Source organism: Streptomyces sp. NPDC055239 (genome assembly GCF_053606205.1).
In genome coordinates this window covers 233,763-253,276 of the sequence record NZ_JBSGRD010000002.1, presented here as the reverse complement: position 1 = coordinate 253,276, position 19,514 = coordinate 233,763, and the positions used below count along the sequence as shown (strand labels likewise).

General features: G+C 69.7%; 20 protein-coding genes and 2 tRNA genes. 10 read left to right on the top strand and 12 right to left on the bottom strand.

Annotation, left to right across the window (positions count from 1 at the left end):
• Positions 1–66: 66 nt before the first annotated feature.
• Both ACWFRJ_RS07395 and ACWFRJ_RS07390 read right to left on the bottom strand, forming a co-directional pair.
• A complete protein-coding gene (locus ACWFRJ_RS07395; protein WP_453525326.1) occupies positions 67–804 on the bottom strand; it encodes a maleate cis-trans isomerase family protein in 738 nt (245 codons plus the stop codon).
• Positions 805–816: 12 nt separating this feature from the next.
• On the bottom strand, positions 817–1,653 hold the full coding sequence (locus ACWFRJ_RS07390) for a maleate cis-trans isomerase family protein (protein ID WP_453525324.1): 837 nt from the start codon (positions 1,651–1,653) through the stop codon (positions 817–819).
• 322 nt (positions 1,654–1,975) lie between these two features.
• Here ACWFRJ_RS07390 and ACWFRJ_RS07385 point away from each other — a divergent pair, with 322 nt between their 5' ends.
• Together ACWFRJ_RS07385 and ACWFRJ_RS07380 are read left to right on the top strand one after the other, a co-directional pair.
• Entirely contained in the window at positions 1,976–2,932 is a 957-nt protein-coding gene (locus ACWFRJ_RS07385) for a D-2-hydroxyacid dehydrogenase (protein ID WP_453525322.1), read from the top strand.
• A gap of 76 nt (positions 2,933–3,008) precedes the next feature.
• Positions 3,009–4,412 carry an amidase gene (locus tag ACWFRJ_RS07380; RefSeq protein ID WP_453525320.1) on the top strand — a complete coding sequence of 468 codons (1,404 nt, stop codon included), beginning with the start codon at positions 3,009–3,011 and terminating at the stop codon, positions 4,410–4,412.
• Between the two features lie 26 nt (positions 4,413–4,438).
• Here ACWFRJ_RS07380 and ACWFRJ_RS07375 read toward each other — a convergent pair whose 3' ends face one another.
• A complete protein-coding gene (locus ACWFRJ_RS07375; protein WP_383280216.1) occupies positions 4,439–4,939 on the bottom strand; it encodes a DUF3830 family protein in 501 nt (166 codons plus the stop codon).
• A gap of 97 nt (positions 4,940–5,036) precedes the next feature.
• Between ACWFRJ_RS07375 and ehuB the strand changes: the two genes are divergently transcribed.
• The 6 genes from ehuB (at position 5,037) to ACWFRJ_RS07345 (ending at position 9,340) form a co-directional block, all read left to right on the top strand.
• Positions 5,037–5,960, top strand: a complete 924-nt coding sequence (gene ehuB / locus ACWFRJ_RS07370) for an ectoine/hydroxyectoine ABC transporter substrate-binding protein EhuB (RefSeq protein ID WP_453525318.1) — start codon at positions 5,037–5,039, stop codon at positions 5,958–5,960.
• Positions 5,960–6,694, top strand: coding sequence for an ectoine/hydroxyectoine ABC transporter permease subunit EhuC (gene ehuC, locus ACWFRJ_RS07365; RefSeq protein WP_453525316.1), 735 nt, complete (start codon positions 5,960–5,962; stop codon positions 6,692–6,694). Before ehuB ends, ehuC begins: the two co-directional genes overlap by 1 nt.
• Positions 6,691–7,338: an ectoine/hydroxyectoine ABC transporter permease subunit EhuD gene (gene ehuD / locus ACWFRJ_RS07360; RefSeq protein WP_453525314.1), complete on the top strand. Its 648-nt coding sequence runs from the start codon at positions 6,691–6,693 to the stop codon at positions 7,336–7,338. Before ehuC ends, ehuD begins: the two co-directional genes overlap by 4 nt.
• A 34-nt stretch (positions 7,339–7,372) precedes the next feature.
• Complete coding sequence (ehuA, locus tag ACWFRJ_RS07355) at positions 7,373–8,143, top strand: ectoine/hydroxyectoine ABC transporter ATP-binding protein EhuA (protein WP_453527095.1); 771 nt, start codon at positions 7,373–7,375, stop codon at positions 8,141–8,143.
• Positions 8,144–8,423: 280 nt separating this feature from the next.
• A complete protein-coding gene (locus ACWFRJ_RS07350; protein WP_453525312.1) occupies positions 8,424–9,182 on the top strand; it encodes an IclR family transcriptional regulator in 759 nt (252 codons plus the stop codon).
• A gap of 84 nt (positions 9,183–9,266) precedes the next feature.
• Positions 9,267–9,340: transfer RNA gene (locus ACWFRJ_RS07345), tRNA-Lys, on the top strand.
• 53 nt (positions 9,341–9,393) lie between these two features.
• On the opposite strand, the gene ACWFRJ_RS07340 is transcribed toward ACWFRJ_RS07345, so the two are convergent.
• The 9 genes from ACWFRJ_RS07340 to ACWFRJ_RS07300 all read right to left on the bottom strand — a co-directional run bounded on the left by ACWFRJ_RS07340 (position 9,394) and on the right by ACWFRJ_RS07300 (position 18,140).
• Positions 9,394–9,699 (bottom strand): hypothetical protein, encoded by a 306-nt coding sequence (locus ACWFRJ_RS07340; protein ID WP_389908211.1) that lies wholly within the window; start codon positions 9,697–9,699, stop codon positions 9,394–9,396.
• Between the two features lie 87 nt (positions 9,700–9,786).
• Complete coding sequence (locus tag ACWFRJ_RS07335; protein ID WP_453525311.1) at positions 9,787–10,461, bottom strand: response regulator; 675 nt, start codon at positions 10,459–10,461, stop codon at positions 9,787–9,789.
• Positions 10,425–11,723: a sensor domain-containing protein gene (locus ACWFRJ_RS07330; RefSeq protein WP_453525309.1), complete on the bottom strand. Its 1,299-nt coding sequence runs from the start codon at positions 11,721–11,723 to the stop codon at positions 10,425–10,427. Before ACWFRJ_RS07330 ends, ACWFRJ_RS07335 begins: the two co-directional genes overlap by 37 nt.
• 43 nt (positions 11,724–11,766) lie before the next feature.
• Positions 11,767–13,425 (bottom strand): AMP-binding protein, encoded by a 1,659-nt coding sequence (locus ACWFRJ_RS07325; RefSeq protein WP_453525307.1) that lies wholly within the window; start codon positions 13,423–13,425, stop codon positions 11,767–11,769.
• Between the two features lie 43 nt (positions 13,426–13,468).
• Positions 13,469–13,924, bottom strand: a complete 456-nt coding sequence (locus ACWFRJ_RS07320) for a hypothetical protein (RefSeq protein WP_453525305.1) — start codon at positions 13,922–13,924, stop codon at positions 13,469–13,471.
• A 101-nt stretch (positions 13,925–14,025) separates the two neighbouring features.
• Complete coding sequence (locus tag ACWFRJ_RS07315) at positions 14,026–14,628, bottom strand: lytic polysaccharide monooxygenase auxiliary activity family 9 protein (RefSeq protein WP_453525303.1); 603 nt, start codon at positions 14,626–14,628, stop codon at positions 14,026–14,028.
• Between the two features lie 130 nt (positions 14,629–14,758).
• Positions 14,759–15,454 (bottom strand): nucleoside/nucleotide kinase family protein, encoded by a 696-nt coding sequence (locus ACWFRJ_RS07310; protein ID WP_453525301.1) that lies wholly within the window; start codon positions 15,452–15,454, stop codon positions 14,759–14,761.
• A complete protein-coding gene (locus ACWFRJ_RS07305) occupies positions 15,441–16,706 on the bottom strand; it encodes an SPFH domain-containing protein (RefSeq protein ID WP_453525300.1) in 1,266 nt (421 codons plus the stop codon). The genes ACWFRJ_RS07310 and ACWFRJ_RS07305 overlap by 14 nt, the downstream gene beginning before the upstream one ends.
• Positions 16,707–16,787: 81 nt before the next feature.
• On the bottom strand, positions 16,788–18,140 hold the full coding sequence (locus ACWFRJ_RS07300) for a peptidoglycan-binding protein (protein WP_453527092.1): 1,353 nt from the start codon (positions 18,138–18,140) through the stop codon (positions 16,788–16,790).
• Between the two features lie 261 nt (positions 18,141–18,401).
• On the opposite strand from ACWFRJ_RS07300, the gene ACWFRJ_RS07295 reads away from it, so the two are divergent.
• A tRNA-Lys gene (locus tag ACWFRJ_RS07295) sits at positions 18,402–18,475 on the top strand.
• Positions 18,476–18,588: 113 nt separating this feature from the next.
• Entirely contained in the window at positions 18,589–19,323 is a 735-nt protein-coding gene (locus tag ACWFRJ_RS07290; RefSeq protein ID WP_453525298.1) for a FadR/GntR family transcriptional regulator, read from the top strand.
• The last annotated feature ends 191 nt before the right edge of the window (positions 19,324–19,514 follow it).

Here is a 19,514-nt window from a genome sequence, read left to right as displayed (position 1 = left end):
ACAGGAGGGTGGCTCCGTTTTATTCCCGGGGATCGGGGGCGTCCCGCGCTGCGGGCGGGCGCCCGGCTACTCCCTCACCTGCACCACCGGCTCCTTGGTGAACAGTGCGCCCAGTGACGGCGCGTTCACCCTGCGCGTGGACAGGCGCAGGGCCTCCCAGACCGTCACCTGGTTCGCCGTCAGGACCGGTTTGCCGAGGTCCCGCTCAAGCTCCTGGACGTACGCCGCCGTGTGCAGTGCCGTGTCGGGGAGCAGGACCGCGTCGGCGTCGGGATGGTCGCCCGCGCGGGCCATGGCCCTGACCTCCTCCCAGCCCCACGTGCCCACCTCCGCCGCCGTGATGATGCCGCTGCCCCGCGTCGAGACGACCTCCGTGCCGGACGCCTTCAGGAACGTGGCGAAGAGCGCGGCCACGTCCTCCGGATAGGTCGCCGCGACCGCGACCCTGCCCGCGCCCACCTCACGTGCCGCGTGGGCGAACGCGAAGGACGTGCTGGACGCCGGCAGGCCCGCCGCCCTGGCCAGGGCGCGGACCTGGTCGTGCGCGCCCTCCCAGCCGAAGACGAAGCTCGCGCTGGTGCAGGCCCACACCACCGCCTCCGCGCCCGACATGCGCAGCTCCTCGACCCCGGCGGCGAGCCGTGCCGTCGATCCCATCTCCAGGAGCGCGTCGACCCGGTGCGCGTCCTCGCCGATGTCGGTGTGGACAACCTGCAGCCGGACATCGCTCCCCAGCATCTGCTCCATACGGGGGTAGTCGTCCTCAGCCGAGTGACCCGGATAGAGGAATCCAAGTGCCGTCACTTCCAGCCTCCTTCAAGGCAGCGGTGGTGGTCCTTCGGGCAGGCCCTGGGGCGGATCGACCGGCACCACGCCGGGCAGCTCGCCCGGCCCCGCGACCGGGCCCGCGCCCGGCCTGGCACTCGGATTGATCAGCGCCTGGTACGGCCCTACGGCATGGGTACCCAGCCGACGCAGGGCGGACCACATGGTCACCTGGTTCGCTGAGATCACCGGCATCCGCAGCTCTGCTTCCAGCTGCGGGATGACGTCGTACGTCGCCAGGTTGGTGCAGCTGATGAACAGCGCGTCGGCGCCGCCGAGCACCGCCCTGCGCGCCATCTCGGCCACGTCCTTGTAGGGCACTTTCCAGATGTGCCTGGTCAGGCCCAGGTAGGCGCGCCCGGTCACGGACACACCCGATTCGGCCAGGTAGTGCTCCAGGGACTGGGTCACGGACCAGGTGTAGGGCGTGACGAGCGCGATGCGCCGCGCGCCCAGATCGTCGAGCGCCTCGAGCAGCGCGCCCGATGTGGTGACGGCGGAAACCGCGCCTTCGCGGTTCATGGCCTCACACATCGCGCGCTCGCCCGCGATGCCGCCGACGAAGCTGCCCGACGTGCAGGCATAGGCCAGGACTTCGGGTTCGGCGGCGCTCAGAGCACGCACCGCCTCGGCGAGCGTTTCGTGCTCGCTGACGAGCCGTGCCAGGTCGAGGCTCACCTCGACGGGCACGTACGGAGTTCGTGTCAGGTGGAGGGAGACCTCGTCCGGCACCCAGCGCCAGAGCTCCCGATCGAGTGCGAAATCGAAGGGTGCGACGACACCTACACCGCGTTGAGGGTGTGGTCCGCCAAGGAAGGAGACGTCCATGAGCAGGCCCCAAGTTCGTGCGTGCGTGCATTTGAGGGACCGGCCGGGGGCCGGGAGATGATGCGGAACCGGCGACGCGCCGGGACGTCGGGATGGGGCAAAAGGCGCGAAGAAAGCGCTACAGAGTGTGCTACGACCTCGCACGGAGCGTACTCAGTCGTGGGGTGCTTGTGATAGAGCACCTCTGTTGACGAAGGTAGTTTCAGGTGCGAGCGTGGTCAATCCGCGCATCTCAGACGGCTCTGGCCGACACAAAACTCAGGGAAGCGGACTCTCATTGCGAAACGGTTTCTCCCCGATGTCCGAATCGACCTCTGATCCGATGTCCGATACAACCGTTCTGGTCCTTGACGCCCCGTCCCCCGCCCCGCCGCCCCGCCTCGGCAGCCTCACAGGGCGCGCCCGGATCCTGCACGCGGACGCGGACAGCCTGGCGGACCAACTCCCGCACGCCGACGTGCTGTTGGTGTGGAACTTCCTCTCGGACGCGGTGCGTCAGGCCTGGCCCGGCGAGGGGCCCAGGCCCCGCTGGGTGCACACCGCGAGCGCGGGCGTGGACCGCCTGATGTGCCCCGAACTCGCCGAGTCCGACACGCTGGTCACCAACGCCCGCGGCGTCTTCGACCAGCCCATCGCCGAGTACGTGGCCGCTCTCGTCCTGGCCATGGCCAAGGATCTGCCGCGCACCCTGAAGCTCCAGGACGAGCGCACCTGGCAGCACCGCGAGACCCAGCGAATTGCCCGCACGCGCGCGTGTGTCGTGGGCTCGGGCCCGATCGGACACGCCATCGTCCGCATGCTGAAGGGGCTCGGGATCATCACCGCCCTCGTGGGGCGCAGCGCGCGGAACGGCGTCCACGGCCCCGACGAACTCGATCGGCTCATGGCGAGGGCCGACTGGGTGATCTGCGCGGCGCCGCTCACGGACGACACGCGCGGCATGTTCGACGAGCGGCGCTTCGGCATGATGCAGCCGTCGGCGCGCTTCATCAACATCGGGCGCGGCGCGCTCGTCGTGGAGGACGCTCTCGCGGCCGCACTGTCGAAGCGTTGGATCGCGGGGGCGGCGCTCGACGTCTTCGAGCACGAGCCCCTGCCGGACGACAGCCCCCTGTGGACGGCGCCGGGACTTCTCGTGTCCCCGCACATGAGCGGCGACGTGGTCGGCTGGCGCGATGAACTGGGCGCGCAGTTCGTCGAGTTGTACGAGGAGTGGGCGGCCGGTCGGCCCCTGTCCAACGTGGTCGACAAGAAACGTGGGTATGTACCGGGGAATTGATCATTCCCCGGGCGTGCGGGCACTGATGCGGGCACTGATCATTTCCGGGCCACTTCCCTCCCCCTGAGGAGCGTGCATGACCGAGCTCACGGATCTCACCGCGGTACAACTCGTCGACGCCTATTCCAAGGGCGAATTCAGTCCGGTGGACGCGACACGGGCCGCACTGCGCAGGGCGCAGGACGTGCAGCCGACGGTGAACGCGTTCGTGCGCATCGACTCCGACGAGGCACTCGCCCAGGCCGAGGCGAGTACGGAGCGGTGGCGGCGCGGTGAGCCGCAGGGGCTTGTGGACGGGGTGCCGGTCTCGGTCAAGGACATCCTGTTGCAGCGCGGCGGGCCGACGCTGCGGGGCTCGAAGACCGTGAGTGCGGCGGGGGCCTGGGACGAGGACGCGCCGTCGGTGGCGCGGCTGCGCGAGCACGGCGCGGTGTTCATCGGCAAGACGACGACGCCCGAGTTCGGCTGGAAGGGCGTCACGGACAGTCCGCAGAGCGGGATCACGCGCAATCCGTACGACCCCTCGCGCACCGCAGGCGGTTCGAGCGGCGGCGGCGCGGCGGCCGTGGCGCTCGGCGCGGCGCCGGTGTCCCTTGGCACGGACGGCGGCGGCTCGGTGCGGATCCCGGGCTCCTTCTGCGGCATCTTCGCGCTGAAGCCGACGTACGGCCGTGTGCCGCTGTATCCCGCGTCCGCGTTCGGCACGCTGGCGCACGTGGGCCCGATGACGCGGGACGCGGCGGACGCGGCGCTCCTGATGGATGTCATCAGCGGCCCGGACTGGCGCGACTGGTCACAGCTGGGTCCTGTGGAGGGCAGCTTCCGCGCGGGTATCGAAGGAGGCGTACGCGGTCTGCGCATCGCCTATTCGCCCTCGCTGGGCAACCAGGTGGCGGTGCGGCCCGCGGTCGCCGCCGCGGTGCGGCAGGCGGTGGAGTCCCTCGCGGCGCAGGGGGCGTACGTCGAGGAGGCCGACCCGGACTTCACGGACCCGGTGGAGGCCTTCCACACCCTGTGGTTCAGCGGCGCGGCGCGGGTGGTCCAGCACCTGCCGGCCGCCCGGCGGAAGCTGCTCGACGCGGGGCTGCAGGAGATCTGTGCGCAGGGCGCCCGGTCAAGTGCGCTCGACTACCTCGCTGCAGTTGACGTACGCATGGAGCTCGGCCGTCGCATGGGCCGCTTCCATGAGACGTACGACCTCCTGATCACTCCGACGTTGCCGATCACCGCTTTCGAGGCGGGGGCGGAGGTTCCGAAGGGTTCAGGCCATCGTCGGTGGACGGGATGGACTCCGTTCACGTACCCCTTCAACATGACGCAGCAGCCGGCCGCGACCGTTCCCTGCGGGGTGGACCGCGACGGGCTGCCCATCGGGGTGCAGATCGTGGGGGCGCGGCACGCCGACGCGCTCGTCCTGCGGGCCGCGCACGCGCTGTACGAAGCGGGCAGCGCGGAGATCGCGCCGCCCGCCGTTGGCTGACTACCGCCTGCCGCTACGGGCGGGCTCTACGCTCTGCGGAAGTTCAGCGTCTCGCCCTGCGCGCCACCGCGCCACAGGTCGTTGCAGGCCTCGGCCATCCGGTCGAGGCCGTCGACGACCTGCCCCCAGACGATGCCGGGGACCCAGCCGACGTCCCCGTTGAGCAGCAGGTTGTTGCGCTCGTAGAAGAGGGCGAGGTCCACGACCGTGGCGCCCGCCTTGACGTCCGCGGCCGGTTCGTACCCGTAGGACTGCGTGCCCAGCTGTGTCCCGTTGAAGGAGAAATAGCAGAGGTCGCCGGGAATGGGGGTGACTGTCGGATTCTCCAAGGGCGGCTCGCGGTCCGCGAAAGCCGGAAAGAGGGCGTAGATCTCATTGCGGGCGTACTTCGCGTGATAGACGTCCTCGCTGAGCGGAAGCGCCTCCCACACCGCCGCGCAGGTCACAGGGGCCCGGTCGTCGAGCAGCTTTGCCGTGCACTGAACTCCCCGCTTGGCGAGGGAGACTTCGATGAATCGGTCTGCCATGTGTCCCATGCTCCTCCCTGGGTCAAGACCACAACGATTGCATCAGGGGCCGAAATTGGCCCGCATATTTTGCTTCGAGTCGGGTAGCCGCGCGCCCATGGCTCCACCACATGAGAACAACGAGGGATTCACAGGCAGCAGGCTTCGCCGCCGCTCCCTGCTCGCAGGAGCAGCGGCGCTCGGAGCTATGGGGGCTGCGGGGTGCGTCAAGGTCCCGGAGGAGGGCAAAGTTGAGGGCGGGGATCTGCTGAGTCGGCTCCGCGACAAGGGGACCGTGAGGATCGGCGTTGCGGGAGAACTCCCGTTCGGCTATATCGACAAGCAGGGCGAGGTCACCGGCGAGGCGCCGGAAATCGCCAAGGTGATCTTCCCGAGGCTCGGTGTGCCGCATGTGACGGCCGTACCGACCGAGTTCGGCGCGCTGATACCGGGGCTCACCCAGGCGCAGCAGTTCGATGTCGTGTCCGCGGGGATGTACATCAACCCGGACCGCTGCGCGCGCGTGCTGTTCTCCGACCCCGACTACCTGATGCTCGATGCCTTCATCGTGAAGAAGGGCAATCCGCACGGGATCAAGCGGTACGAGGACATCGTCAAGAAGAAGCTCAAACTGGCCAGCGGCACCGCGTACGCGGAGATCGCCTACGCGGAGGACGCGGGAGTGAAGGACATCCTCATCCTGCCGGACCCCGTGGCGGGCCTCGCCGCGGTGGAGCAGGGCCGGGTCGACGCCTTCGCGGGCACCGCCATCACCACCCGTGACGTGGTGAAGGGCAGCAAGCGCGCCGAGGTGACCGAGGCCTTCCAGCCGAAGGTGGGCGGCAAGCCCGCCTACGGCGCGGGCGGATTCGCCTTCCGGCTCTCCGAGAAGAACCTCCGTGACGCCTTCAACAAAGAGCTGCACAAGATGAAGAAGAGCGGCGAACTGCTGCGGGTCGTCGGCAAGTTCGGCTTCACCAAGGACGAGATGACCGATCTGACGCTCGACGATCTGTGCCCGCCGGTGAAGGGAGCCTCCTGATGATGACGGCGGACTTCATCACGGCGTGGTTCCTTCCCGGTCTCTGGATCACCGTGCAGATCACGGTCTACAGCGCGGCCCTGGCCTTCGTGATCGCCTTCCCGATCGGTGTGCTGCGTACGTCGCCGCTCTGGATCGTGCGTTTCCTGTCCGGGACCTACTTCGAGATCTTCCGCGGCACGTCGGCCCTGGTCTTCATGTTCTGGATGGCCTTCACGGTGCCGATGCTGTTCGGCTACAGCTTCCTGCCGATGGCCGCCGGTGTGCTGGCCCTCGGGATCACGTACGGAGCGTACGGCTCAGAGATCGTGCGTGGCGCCCTTGCCGCCGTGCCGGTCGCGCAGCGCGAGGCGGGGGTCGCGCTGAACTTCACCAAGGCACAGCGTCTGTGGAAGATCGAGCTCCCGCAGGCCTGGCCCGAGATGCTGCCTCCGTTCAACAACCTGTTGATCGAGCTGCTCAAGGGCACTTCTCTCGTCACGCTCATCTCGGTGGCCGACATGACCTTCGCGGGCAACCTGTGGCGGCTCGTCACCGCCGAGAGCGCTCCGGTCTACACCGTGCTGCTGGTGGTCTACTTCATCCTCGCCTTCATCCTGACGCGCGGGATGCGGCTCCTTGAGCGGCACGCGAAGACGAGGGTCGGCCTGGCGCCCGAGAAGCTCGGCCTCTTCAGCGGGCTGCGCTCCAAGTCGTCGATCGACGCCGTGACCGGTACCGGGGGTGCCAAGTGAAGTGGGACTGGTCCAATGTCGAAGACTTCATGCCGCACTTCTGGGACGGACTGCTGGTCACCCTCCAGGCTCTCGCCTGGGGCACCCTGATCGCGTTCTCCCTCGGCTTGGTCTGGGCGATCGCACAGCGCTCCGACCAGGCGTGGATCCGCTGGCCGGTGACGGCCGTCACCGAGTTCATCAGGAACACTCCGCTGCTGGTGCAGCTGTTCTTCCTGTTCACCGTGGTCCCCGAGTTCGGCCCCACGATGTCCCCGCTCACCACGGGCATCGTCGGCCTCGGCCTGCACTACTCGACGTACACCGCCGAGGTCTACCGAGCGGGCATCGAAGGCGTTCCCGTCGGCCAGTGGGAGGCGGCCACGGCGCTCAGCCTGCCCAAGCGCCGCACCTGGACCGCGATCATCCTGCCGCAGGCCATCCGCCGCGTGATCCCCGCCCTCGGCAACTACGTGGTGTCCATGCTCAAGGACTCCCCGCAGATCGCCGCCATCGGCGCCCTGGACATGCTGGGCGAGGCCAAGGGATTCACCCAGACGACCTTCACCTACGAGGCGATCAGCATCGTCGGTATCGCCTTCATCCTCATTGCCTACCCGGCTTCCGTCCTTCTCCGAGTCCTGGAGCGTCGCCTTGTCCGCTGACAGCAGCACCACCAACGAAACCGTCAATCCCACGGTGGACGGCAGCGAGCTGATCCGCTTCGACAAGGTCACCAAGCGCTTCGGCAGCCATGTCGTCCTCGACGAACTCGACTTCTCCGTCGCGTCCGGCAAACACGTCACGCTGATCGGGCCATCCGGATCGGGCAAGACGACGATCCTGCGGCTCCTGATGACCTTGATGAAGCCCGAGGAGGGCACGATCAAGGTCGGCGGCGAGTACCTCACGCACGAGAGCAAGAACGGCAAGCTCGTGCCGGCGAGCGAGAAGTACATACGCGAGGTCCGCAAGAACATCGGGATGGTCTTCCAGCAGTTCAACCTCTTCCCGAACATGAAGGTCCTGCGCAACATCACCGAGGCGCCGGTCCAGGTGCTCGGCCTCTCCAAGGACGAGGCGGAGCAGCGTGCCCGCGAGCTGCTCGACCTGGTCGGGCTCACCGAGCACATCGACAAGTACCCGACCCAGCTCTCCGGCGGTCAGCAGCAGCGCGTCGCGATCGCGCGCGCCCTCGCGATGCGCCCGCAGGTGCTGCTCCTTGACGAGGTCACGTCCGCGCTGGACCCCGAGCTGGTGGCCGGCGTCCTCGACGTCCTCAGAGACATCGCACACACCACGGACATCACGATGCTCTGTGTGACCCACGAGATGAACTTCGCCCGGGACATCTCGGACCAGGTCCTGATGTTCGACTCGGGCCGGGTCATCGAATCCGGGACACCGGAGAAGATCTTCACGGAGCCGGAGCACGAGCGGACCAGGGAGTTCCTCTCCGCGGTGCTGTAAGCGGCGGGGAAGATCAGTTCGAGGCGGGACCGTGGCGTCAGGCCACGGTCCCGCCTCGTTTTTCACGAGACCCAGTCCTGGCCGAACCGCTACGCGAGAGTAGGTTTTCTCCCGACTTCAATCCGGGGGCATGACTCTGGCATATGCCAGAGTGGCGCGTCGCTGCTGACAGGGCCGAGATGGGGCATGAATCTCGCCAACAACCGCTCCATGTTGACCTCTTGGCGGCTATCGTGGACGGAGCCCAACTGTCCGGAACCGTTCCACGCAGGGGGAAGTCGTGGCGCTGAAACACGAGCCGACCACGCCGCAGCACTCGGTGCAGAACGCTCTGCGAGTGCTCGAGATCGTCGCCCGGCACGACACCGGCGTGACCGACGCCGAGCTCGCCCGGCAGACCAAGCTGCCCGCACCCCGGCTCACCACTCTGCTCCGCATGCTGCGCCGCGAGGCGTACGTCGAACAGAATGCCGACGGCGCGTACATCACAGGCCCCTCCCTCACCCACCTAGGCGCCGCCCAGCGTCGCGACCAGGTGTTGCGGGAGAAGCTCCAGGTGACGCTCGACGGCCTGCGCGACTCGATCGGCGCGGCCGTCTACATCAGCCGGTACGAAGACGGCGAAGTCAAGATCACCGACTGCGCCGAAGGGCCCGCCACCCCGGCGGTCAACGAGTGGGTGGACTTCCGCTCCTCCGCGCACGCCAGCGCGGTCGGCAAGAGCCTGCTGACCCAGCTGGACCTGAACGGGCGCAGGGATCACCTCTCCCGCCACAAGATGGCCCGCCTCACCTCGCGGACGATCACGAACGAACGAGTCCTTCTGAACCGCCTCGCCGCCCAGCCCGCGACGGTCCCGGTCCTCGACCTCCAGGAGTACGCGGTCGGCACGGTCTGCGCCGCCGTCCCCATCACCGCGGGCTCCGCCGTCGGCTGCCTGGCCCTCTCCCTGCCGGTGGAGCACGCGCACCGGCTGCGGGAGGCGGCCGAGACGCTCAATCGCGGGGCGGCGCCGGTGCTGCTCTCGCTGGCGATCTAGGGGCGCAGGTCAGCGGTCCCGGGCGCCGGTCTGGGCACGGTCCTGAGCACCCTCCGGGACCAGGTATTATTTTCTTGTCACCAGGCGCCGTTAGCTCAGTTGGTTAGAGCAGCTGACTCTTAATCAGCGGGTCCGGGGTTCGAGTCCCTGACGGCGCACAGACAGTGAGAAGCCCCTCGCGCGAGCGAGGGGCTTCTTGCACGTTCTGCGGTCAGGCAAGCACCACCCAGTCCATGACGAGGGCCGCCACCAGGCCTGCGGCGAGGAGATAGCTGCCGAGCCTGGTCCTTCCGCGCCTGCTGAGTTCGATCACCAGGCCGCAGAGGACGAGCAGCAGCCCGTACACCCCCACGACCAGGACGGACGACCGGCTCGCCATGCGTACGGCGAGCACCACGGCCGCCGCTGCCATAAGCACCGAGGCCGCGGCGATCCGTATGCGCCGGGCCTGGCGCGGGGTGAAGCGCGGCGTGAAGCCCGGCGTGTCGCCTGCCTCTGTCTGGTCTGACGTGCTCATGGTTCAGGATCGTAATCGACCCGACCGATGGCCATTGCACGGATCGTCAGGATCGTCAGGTCGGCCTGTTCGGGGGGCCGGCGCCGCTCAGGCCCGCAGGTACGCGAGGACCGCGAGCACCCTGCGGTGGGTTCCGTCCCCGGGCGGCAGGTCCAGTTTGCCGAGGATGTTGCCGATGTGTTTGCCCACCGCCGCCTCGCTGACGACGAGTTCGGCGGCGATCGCGCCGTTCGACCTGCCCTCGGCCACCAGGCCGAGCACCTCGCGCTCGCGCGGCGTGAGCTGTTCGAGGGGGTCGCGGCGGCGCCTGATCAACTGCCGTACGACCTCCGGGTCCACGACCGTGCCACCGCTCGCCACCTGCCTCACCGCGTCGGCGAACTGCTCGACCTGGCCCACCCGGTCCTTGAGCAGATAGCCGACGCCGGTGCCGTCTCCGGTGTCCAGGAGCTCGGCGGCGTACGAACGCTGCACGTACTGGCTGAGCACAAGGACCGGCAGCTCCGGTCGCTCGGCGCGCAGGGCGAGTGCGGCGCGCAGGCCCTCGTCCTGGAAGGAGGGCGGCATGCGTACGTCGGTGAGGACGAGGTCCGGTGCGTGCGTCTCGACGGCGGCGCGAAGGCCGTCGGCGTCACCGAGCGCGGCTGCCACTTCGTGGCCGAAGCGGGTGAGCAGGCCGACGAGCCCTTCCCGGAGCAGCACGCTGTCCTCGGCGAGGACGATCCTCAGTCGGTCAGAGCTGGGCGGTGCTGGGCTCGGCACGGGATCTCCACGGACAGGACGGTCGGGCCGCCGGGCGGGCTGGCGACCGTCAGTGTGCCATCGAGTACCGCGATCCGGTCCGCGAGGCCGGTCAGACCGCTGCCTCGGGCGGGGTCCGCGCCTCCCTCACCGTCGTCGCGCACCTCGATGCGCAGGACCTCGTGCTCGTGGCGGGCCCGGATGTGGGCGCGGGGCGCGCCGCTGTGGCGGGCGATGTTGGTGAGCGCCTCGCGGATGGTGAAGTACCCGGCGGCTTCGACAGGTTCGGGGAGGCGGGGCAAGCCGTCCAGGTCGGTGTCGACGGGGATCGGGGAGCGGTCGGCCGCGTCCTCGATGGCGGCGGCGAGGCCGTAGTCGGCGAGGACCTGGGGGTGGATGCCGCGAATGAGCTCGCGCAGTTCCGTCAGTACGTTCCCCGCCTCGTCGTGTGCCGTGGCGAGCTGGGCGGCGAGGGGGCTTTCGGGGGCGACGTCGAGCCGGGCGAGGCCCAGGGTCATGGTCAGGGCGACCAGACGCTGCTGGGCCCCGTCGTGCAAGTCCCGCTCGATCCGGCGCCGTTCGGCTTCGAAGGCGTCGACAAGGCGGGCCCTGGAGCGGGTCACTTCCGCCAACTGGGTCGTCAACTCTGCCTCGCGCGGGGCCAGGAGGAGTCGGGCGAGGGCTGCTCGGGCGGTGGCGTAGGCGCCGAGGGGGTAGAGGAGCGGGGCGAGCAGGGCAAGGCCGAGCAGGGCCGTGGCGAAGGCGTGCGGGTAGTCGCTGACCAGCCAGAGCTTGGCCGCGCGTATCTCGCCGCCGTCTAGGGCGAGTTGGGCGGGGGCGCCGATGAGGAGGGCGGGGGCGCCCAGGGTGCAGGCGAGGATCAGAAGGTCCAGGGGCCACAGGACGAGGGCGAGCAGCGCGGTGTACGCGAGCTCGCGCCAGGTGGCCTGTTCCTTGACGCGGAGCTTGAACCAGGCCGGGATGCCGGGGACTTCGGGAGTGCGGTGGGGTGTGGGGGCGGGAGGCGCGGGGTCCACGAGGAGGAGGCGGCGGCGTTCGAGTGCGGCGACGGGAAGACCTGCGAAGGCCAGGAGGACGAGGAGCGGGAGCCCTACGAGGACGACGGCGAGGGCGGCACCGAGTACGGCTGCCAAAAGGCCGCCCACAAGGACGAACACTCCGAGCACCACACCCCCGGCGAGGTAGGCCGCGCCCCGCCAAGGCGCGCTGCTCCCCAGATACGTACGCCGCCGAAGCCCCACCCAGACGCTCTCCCTGACCATGGGGCCACGGTATGCGGAGGCGCGCGGGGAGTCGCCCCGCTGCTCACAGCAGCCCGTCGCGCTCCTGCGCCCGGTACTGGTCAAGGAGAGTCTCGACGTCCGCCGCCCCGAAGCGGCGATAGCCACCCGAGCCCGGCCGGGGCCGCCACCACACCGGGTCCCCGCACCGGAACCCCTCCCCGCGCAGAACAGCCCGCGCCACCTTGTTGGTGGCGGTCACCGGCATCCGCCCCACCACCCGCACAAAGCGAGGCGCCATCTTCGTGCCAAGGTCAGGCTGGGAGAGCAGGAACTCGGCGAAGGCCAGGGGGTCGAAGGAAACCCCCTCGCGCGGGGCGACCGCCGCCATCACCTGATCCCCCGCCACGGGGTCGGGCACCGCGTACACCGCCACCGCCGCCGCCTCCTCCCACCGCGCCAGGATGTTCTCGATCACCGCCGCCGCCAGATTCTCGCTGTCCACGCGGAGCCGGTCATCCGTACGCCCGGCGAAATAGAGGAACCCCTCCCCGTCCCGGTAGAAGAGATCCCCCGTCCAGTACCAGCCGTCCCGCAGCCGTGCCGCGTCCGCCTCCGTGTTGCGCCAGTACCCCTCGAAGGGCGTGCGCCCCTTGTTCACCAACTCCCCTATCGCCGCGTCCCCGTTCAGCAGACGCCCGTCCGCCGCGAAGGAGGCGGGCGGGCACTCCTCCCGCGTACCGGGATCCACCACCACGAGCTCGTCCCCCGGCGCCGCCCGCCCGATCGCCCCGGCTGGCGTCCCCGGCGTCCGCTGTATCGCGGCCCCGCCCTCCGAGGACCCGTACCCCTCCACGAGCCGCACCCCGAACCGCTTCTCGAACCGCGCCGCGTCCACCGCCCCGGCCTCCGTGCCGAAGCCCATCAGGAGGGGATTCTCCGTGTCGTCGGGACGCTCGGGCGTGGCCAGGACGTACTGCACCGCCCGGCCCACGTACGTGAAGTACGTCGCCCCATGCGCCCGTACGTCGTCCAGGAACGCGGAAGCCGAGAAGCGACGCCGCAGCGCCACCCCGGCCCCGGCCGCGAGCGCGGGCGCCCAGTCCGCGATCACCGCGTTGCCGTGGAACATGGGCATGCAGATGTAGTGGACGCCGTCCGGGCCGAGCCGGAAGTGGCTGACCAGGGACTGACCGGCCGCGGCAAGGCGGCCCTGGCTGCAGATCGCGGCCTTGGGCGCTCCGGTCGAACCGGAGGTGAAGTAGAGGAGCATGCGGCTCGCCGGAGTCGCCGCGCTCGATATCTCCGGGCGCGCGTCCGCGTAGGGCGCGAGCAGTTCGGCGTACGCGGCGGTGTCCGTCACCAGGATGCGTACGCCCGGGAGTTCGAGGCCGTCGAGGAGCGCCAGGTGCGCCCGTTCCGTGACCAGGACCCGGCAGTCCGTGTGCACGATGTCGCGGGCCAGTTCCGCGCCCCGGCGCGTGGGGTTGATGCCCGCCACCGCCGCACCCGCGAGCGCCGCCGCGCTCAACCACAGGGGGTACTCCGGGGTGTTGTCGAGCAGAACACCGACGTGCGGTTCGCCGCCTCTCGGCAGCAGATCGGCGAGGAGCGCAGCCCGCGCCGCCGCGCCCGCCGCGACCTGGTGGTGGCTCAGCTCCTGCTGATCGAAACGCAGCCCGGGACGGTGATCGCCCCAGCGAGCCTGTACGAGTTCCGCGACGGTACTCCCGGTGGCCTTCATGGCCGCGCACCATAATTGATGGACCGTCAGATAGGGAGAGCGACTACGGGAGATCCGACCCGAACAAGTCGTTCGCCGTCACCACGAAGAAGACGCAGAAGACGAGCGCGACGCCGAGGAAGCAGAGCAGACCGACCGCGCCCACCGCGTTCTTGACGGGGCTCGGCGCGTGCGCCGTCGCCTTCTCGGGGCGTTCGGCCGCGTAGTGCACGGTGACGAAGTCGCCCTCGATGGTCGTCGCGGGGCCGTTCCCCTCCTCGAACCGGACGGGACTGCCCGCGGACGGCGTGAACTCGTAGACGTGGTGCAGCGTCGTGGAGGTGTGGCCACTGTCGCTGTTGCGGCTCGTCGTGGTGTACGTACGCAGGCAGCGCGCCTCCGCCGTCAGACCGCTCGACCACGCCTGCCGCAGCTCCAGGGAGCGCCTGACCACCTTGACCGCCATCGCGATCATCGCCGCGGCGATGAGCGTGGGCACCGCGTAGAACATGAACTCCATGGCTATCCCCCCAGTACTGCCGTCCTGCGCACACCGTCCTGGTCTCGGACGGTGTGCGCAGAACCTACCCAGGGGAAGAGCCGCGGAGCCTCAAGCCCTGCTCAGAACTTGACGTCGGAGCAGGCGTAGAACGCGTTCGCCGTGTCGTGGACCGTCCACACCGCGACGATCACGTGGTGTCCGCTTCTGCCGCCGGGGATCGTCCCGGAGTGCGAGAGCGTGGCGGGCGGCTGCTGGCCGTTGTAGGGGACGTCGAGGAACGGGGTGGCGTCGAGGGCGGCCCGGGTCACCGGCTTGCTCTCGTCCCAGCCCTGCTTGGTGATGTAGTACTTGAAGTCGGTGGTGCGGTGACGTGCCGTGAACTGCCAGCGGAAGGTGTAGTTCTGACCGGCGCTGACACTGGTCGTCGGCCAGGCGCCGCCGCCCGGCGCCTTCGGCTGGTTGAGCGTGTCGAAGCCGCTGACACCCGCCGAGCAGATCTTGCCGTCGGCCGGACCCGCAGCCGGGAAGCCCTTGGGGCCCTCGACGCTCTGCGGCTCGTACTGGATGGAACCGCAGCCGCTCACCGTGCCGTTGGAACAGTTGATCTGGCGGCTGGCGGGCAGGTCGGTGTAACCGTGACCGCTCGCGCCACCGGACGAGAGCGCGAGCGCCCCGACGGTGGTGGCGCCGAGCATGGCCGCGTACATCTTCTTGTTTCGCATGCTGCCGCTCCAGGGGAAACGTGGGGATTCCGTGAGCCGTGCGCGCGCCGCGGCACCGCATCACCGCGGGTGCGGTGGTGCGGTGAATGCAGTGGGAACTGCGGGAACTGCGGTCTAGACCAAGCCCAGATTATGGGCGGTAGTTGAACATGTCCATACCAATAGTGGAGACGATCCGATCGCAGCGTCGGCGCGACTTCTCCACGAGTTCACCGTTGGGGCTGTCATTCGTCGCCACCCACGCTGCCGCCCCTTCGGCCGTTCTGCCGCCCGCCAACTGACGCTCGACGAGACGCAGTTGACGTACCTCCGCAGGTGCCCGCACGTACCAGCACTCCCCCATCAACCGCCGCGCGTCGCGCCAGCCCGGCAGATCGCAGGCCAGGTAGTTCCCCTCGGTGACGACGAGCCGGGCGGTCGGCGGGACGCGGTGCCGGGCGGCCACCGGCTCGTGGAGAGTGCGGTCGTAATCCGGTACGTAGATGTCGTGGCCGGTGTCCTCGAGGACGCGGGTGAGGAGCGCGACGTATCCCCGGACGTCGAAACTCGGCTCAGAGCCCTTGCGGGAGGTCAGGGAGAGGCGCTCCAGCTGATCGTTCGAGAGATGGAACCCGTCGAGCGGCAGATACGCGGCGCCCTCGCCGACCGCCTCCACCAACGCCCGCGCGAACGTCGACTTGCCCGCGCCCGGCGGCCCCGCGATCCCCAGGAGGGTGCGGGGCCGGTCAGCGGTCAGCTTCCAGGCGTCCGCGGCGAGGGACGCGAGGGTGGGGGCGTGGTGGTCGGGGGTGCTGTCATCGGTCTCATCGGTCTCATCGGTCTCCATGGCCCGTATAGAACGCCACCGTCAGGTCCTTGACCAAGGCCTTGCGCTCGTAGTCGTCGAGCTCGACGAGGCCGCGGGTGGTCAGCCGGGTCACCGTGTCCTCGACGGAGTCCACCACCGAGGTGAGCACGCTGTCGCGGTGCCGCGCGTCCAGGGCGGCTACCCGGCGCAGACGCATGGTGTCGGCGATCTCGGGGGCGTACTCGATGCGGGTCGGCTGGGCCGAGAAGATCTCGATGCCGACCGGCTCCGCCTCGGCCGCGAGCATCCGGGTCAGCGCGTCGCCCACGGCGTCCGCGTCGCGCAGGGTCGGCGTCTCGTCGTGGAAGGCGTCGGCGGGCAGCCGGGACAGGACCCGCGCCGTCGCCGCCTCGACGCACTCGCGCAGATACTCCTGGTGGTCGGCGACCCCGAGCGTCGCCCGCGCCGCGTCCTTGACCCGCCAGACGACGAGGACGACGACCCGCAGCGCGACCCCGCCCCGGTCGACCGCGGGCATCGGCTCACTGCGCCAGTGCCGCAGGCGTACGTCGACGCGGCGGCGCAGGAGGAGCGGGTTGACCCACATCAGGCCGGTCCGGCGGACGCTGCCGCGGTACCGCCCGAAGAGCGTGAGCACCCACGCCGTGCCGACCCGGCCCCGGGCCAGGCCCCCGAACCCGAACAGCGCGAGCGCGCCCGAACCCGCGAGCGAGGCCCACTGCGCGAGCCCGAGCCCGGCGTACGCGTCGTACCCGCCGGTCCCGCCGGTCGCTCCGCCTACCCCGCTTCCGCCGTGTCCGTCCGGCCAGGGCAGCCCGGCCGCTTGCGCCACCGGCTCGGGCAGCAGCCCCGCCCACCACAGCGCTGCCGCGCATCCGGCGACGCCCGCGGCCCCGCCGAGCGCCCCGACGGCGCCGGGCAGCACGCGCGCGGGGCGCTCGCCGAGCGCCGGGTCGACCTCGGGCATGGGCCGGGCCGCATACGCCGACACCGACGTCGATCCAGATGCCGATGCAGATGCCGATGCGGGCCGCCGGGCGGTGCGCGGCTGCTCCCCCGTGCCCTGGCGGCGCCGCACCACGGCGGGCGCAAGGGACACCCCGGGGTCGGCCGGGTCGTCGCGGAAGAGCAGGTGGATGGGGATCTCGGTGGTGGCCTCGCTCTGGATCAGGCGCGGCGGACGGGCGGCGGTCGTGTCCGGGGCGCCGCCGGTGAACTGCGGCTCCTCGGGCTGGGGGGTCTGTGACCGTGATGCCGCTGTCGCACTCATCCTTGCCTCCGCGTCATACGTGCCTCAATCTCATCCGCGACCTGGTCACATGTGTGCCTCGGTCTCATCCGAACCGCCACCTCACGCGAACAGCCGCCGCCAGGTCTCGGGCCCCGGATATCCGTCCGCCGCCGCCCCGCGCCAGCCCTGCGCACGCTGGAACGCCTCGACGTTGCGGCGGTCGCTCTCGCTCCAGCGGGGGCCAGGACCCTGGGCGTAGTACTTGCCGAAGCCCTTCTTCACCAGTTGCCTGCCCAGCTTCTCGATGGACGGGCTCGACTGGCCGGCGCGGAACACTCCCCTGCCCGGGTACGCCGGTGCCTTGCCCTGGCTGCCGCCCCCGCCCCCGCCCGCGCCCGCGCCCGCTCCGGCGCCCGGGATGTCGCGGCCCTTGCCCGTCATCAGGTACGACCAGGTCGTGCGACCCGGCAGACCGTCCGCGTCCCCGCCGGTCCAGCCCTGCGCCCGCTGGAACGCCTGCGTGGCCCGGCGGTCGGCGTCGCTCCAGCGCGGGCCCGGTCCTGACTTGTAGTAGCGGGCGCCGCCCCGGCCGACCAGGGCCTTGCCGAGCTGCGTCACGTACTTGTTGTCGGCCCCGGGGCCGAACGACCCCGCACCCGGGTAGCGCGTCCCCGTGCTCGGCCCCGCGCCGCCAGGAGCGCCACCGCTCACTCCCTTGTAGCGGTACGCCAGATAGCGGGTCCCATTGCTCCAATAGGCATAGGGAGTCGTCTGCTTACGAGCGTGCGGACGCGTCTGTTCGTACGCGGTGTATTGCGTGTGCGCGGCGTTCGCCCAGCCGCCGAAAATCGTCACGTGCGACCCCTTCTCGGGGTTCGCGGGATTGTGGAAGAGAAGCATGTCGCCGGGCTGCAGCTGGCTCTTCGTAATGCGCACCGCGTACGAGGAGAGGCTCCCCGTCCATTCATTGCCGCCGAGATTCCAGGCCATCGAGACAAAGCCCGAGCAATCCTGCCGGTAACCGTCGGGCCAGTACTTGCTCATGCTGTACGGCACCTGCGCCGTGACCCACTTCTGGGCGCGGGCCAGGATCTCGGCCCGCGTCGTGGTCCGCGCCACCGACGACACGGGACCCGGCGTACCCGGCGTGCCCGGCGCTCCGTGCAGCGCACTCGCGCCGCCCTGGGGACTGCCGGGCCCCGGGCCCTCGTCCGACGGAGCCCCCGGTGGTCGCACGGGGTGGTGGCCGCCCGGCACGGCATCGGGGGCCGCCGCCGCCGGAAGCACCTGGCCGCCACCGAGCACCGTGCCCGCCGCCGCGGCGATGACGAGGGCGCGCCGCGCGCCGTGCGCCGCCGGGTGGCCGCCCTCTCTTACGGGAAGCGCGTGGGTCATGGTCCGTCGCCAGTGAATGCATCCGGGACAGTCGCAGTCGCTCTCGGGGTCGAATTCCTCGAATTCCGGAGCACCCACCGGAGCACCCGCCGAAGCACCCTCCATGCGATTCCCCTCACACTCCAGGAAAGAATGTCTGCGTCGCATCTGCACAGTCGTCAGCTTCTCAACTGTCGCGCGATATCGCATGTTGACGGTCCGAATGATGGATCCGCCCCGCATTCACGGCCCCGCGGCTCCCGGCAGCCGCCCCCGCGAGACCCCCGCGAAGGCCCGGGCACGGACCCCCGGTGGTCCGGAGCACCCGCCCGCGTCCGGTAGAGTTCTCCAGGTCAGCAGGCGCCGTTAGCTCAGTTGGTTAGAGCAGCTGACTCTTAATCAGCGGGTCCGGGGTTCGAGTCCCTGACGGCGCACAGACAGCGAAAGCCCTCCGTTCACGCGGGGGGCTTTCGTGTTTCCCGCGCAGGGTCGATACCCACGTCGCACGCCGGGTCGACGCCCATCTCCGTACCGCTACCGTTGCGCCATGGCGCGCGACATACAGGAGCGGATCAAGAAGCTCATCATCGACCAGCGGCTGCCCTCCGGAGCCTCTCTGCCCACCGAGCCCGAACTGATGGAACGCCTCGGCGTCAGTCGGAACTCCGTGCGAGAAGCCCTCAAGGCGCTGCAGGCGATGGGCATCGTAGAAATCCGGCACGGTTTCGGCACATATGTCGGACCCATGTCGATGGCCCCCATGATCGAGGGCCTCACCTTCCGCACGGTGGCGGGCCACTACCGCGGCGAGGACAGCCTGCTTCAGCTCCTCGAGCTGAGGGAGGCCGTGGAGACCGGGCTCATCGCCCGTCTCGCGGGCCGTATCCCGGACGCGGATCTGGCCGAACTGGACGCCCTCGTCAACCGGATGGACACCGAGGCGGCAGAGAATGACGGGCAGATCGGCCAGATTGACCGGATCGGTCATTCGGGGGCGGTCCATACCGAAACCGACCGCGCATTTCACGCCACTCTCTACCGCTGTCTGCGCAATCCCCTGCTCGGCGAGGTCCTCGAAGCGTTCTGGGACGCCTTCCACAAGGTGCGTACGGACCTGGTGGACGTGCCGCAAGACCCGAAGGTGACCTGCCGGCAGCACCGCGAGATCCTTGACGCGGTCCGATCCGGCGATGTGCTCCGAGCCGAGCGGGCGATACGGGAACACTTCGGTAATATTCGAACGCGATTGAACGCTCCCGTCTCAACAGGTAGCAACGGTTAGCAACAGATAACCCAAATCGCTCGTATGAACGGTAAACACCATGATTCGCTCTTGCGATCATGGCTAGGTCCGTAGAACCTGGTGCAGGAGCCATTGGCTCTCATGAGGCGTGCGGTGCGGGGCAGTTGGGGGACCCGCCCGGAGTCTGCGGGGAAGGGGCGGGGGCCCCGTTCACGAATAGATGCCGAGGG

Coding starts and splice junctions, on each gene's coding strand:
- ACWFRJ_RS07390 (WP_453525324.1), bottom strand. CDS start 1,653: ATGGACGTCTCCTTCCTTGGCGGACCACACCCTCAACGCGGTGTAGGT.
- ACWFRJ_RS07385 (WP_453525322.1), top strand. CDS start 1,976: ATGTCCGATACAACCGTTCTGGTCCTTGACGCCCCGTCCCCCGCCCCG.
- ACWFRJ_RS07380 (WP_453525320.1), top strand. CDS start 3,009: ATGACCGAGCTCACGGATCTCACCGCGGTACAACTCGTCGACGCCTAT.
- ACWFRJ_RS07375 (WP_383280216.1), bottom strand. CDS start 4,939: ATGGCAGACCGATTCATCGAAGTCTCCCTCGCCAAGCGGGGAGTTCAG.
- ehuB (WP_453525318.1), top strand. CDS start 5,037: ATGGCTCCACCACATGAGAACAACGAGGGATTCACAGGCAGCAGGCTT.
- ehuC (WP_453525316.1), top strand. CDS start 5,960: ATGATGACGGCGGACTTCATCACGGCGTGGTTCCTTCCCGGTCTCTGG.
- ACWFRJ_RS07340 (WP_389908211.1), bottom strand. CDS start 9,699: ATGAGCACGTCAGACCAGACAGAGGCAGGCGACACGCCGGGCTTCACG.
- ACWFRJ_RS07330 (WP_453525309.1), bottom strand. CDS start 11,723: ATGGTCAGGGAGAGCGTCTGGGTGGGGCTTCGGCGGCGTACGTATCTG.
- ACWFRJ_RS07325 (WP_453525307.1), bottom strand. CDS start 13,425: ATGAAGGCCACCGGGAGTACCGTCGCGGAACTCGTACAGGCTCGCTGG.
- ACWFRJ_RS07320 (WP_453525305.1), bottom strand. CDS start 13,924: ATGGAGTTCATGTTCTACGCGGTGCCCACGCTCATCGCCGCGGCGATG.
- ACWFRJ_RS07315 (WP_453525303.1), bottom strand. CDS start 14,628: ATGCGAAACAAGAAGATGTACGCGGCCATGCTCGGCGCCACCACCGTC.
- ACWFRJ_RS07310 (WP_453525301.1), bottom strand. CDS start 15,454: ATGGAGACCGATGAGACCGATGAGACCGATGACAGCACCCCCGACCAC.
- ACWFRJ_RS07305 (WP_453525300.1), bottom strand. CDS start 16,706: ATGAGTGCGACAGCGGCATCACGGTCACAGACCCCCCAGCCCGAGGAG.
- ACWFRJ_RS07290 (WP_453525298.1), top strand. CDS start 18,589: ATGGCGCGCGACATACAGGAGCGGATCAAGAAGCTCATCATCGACCAG.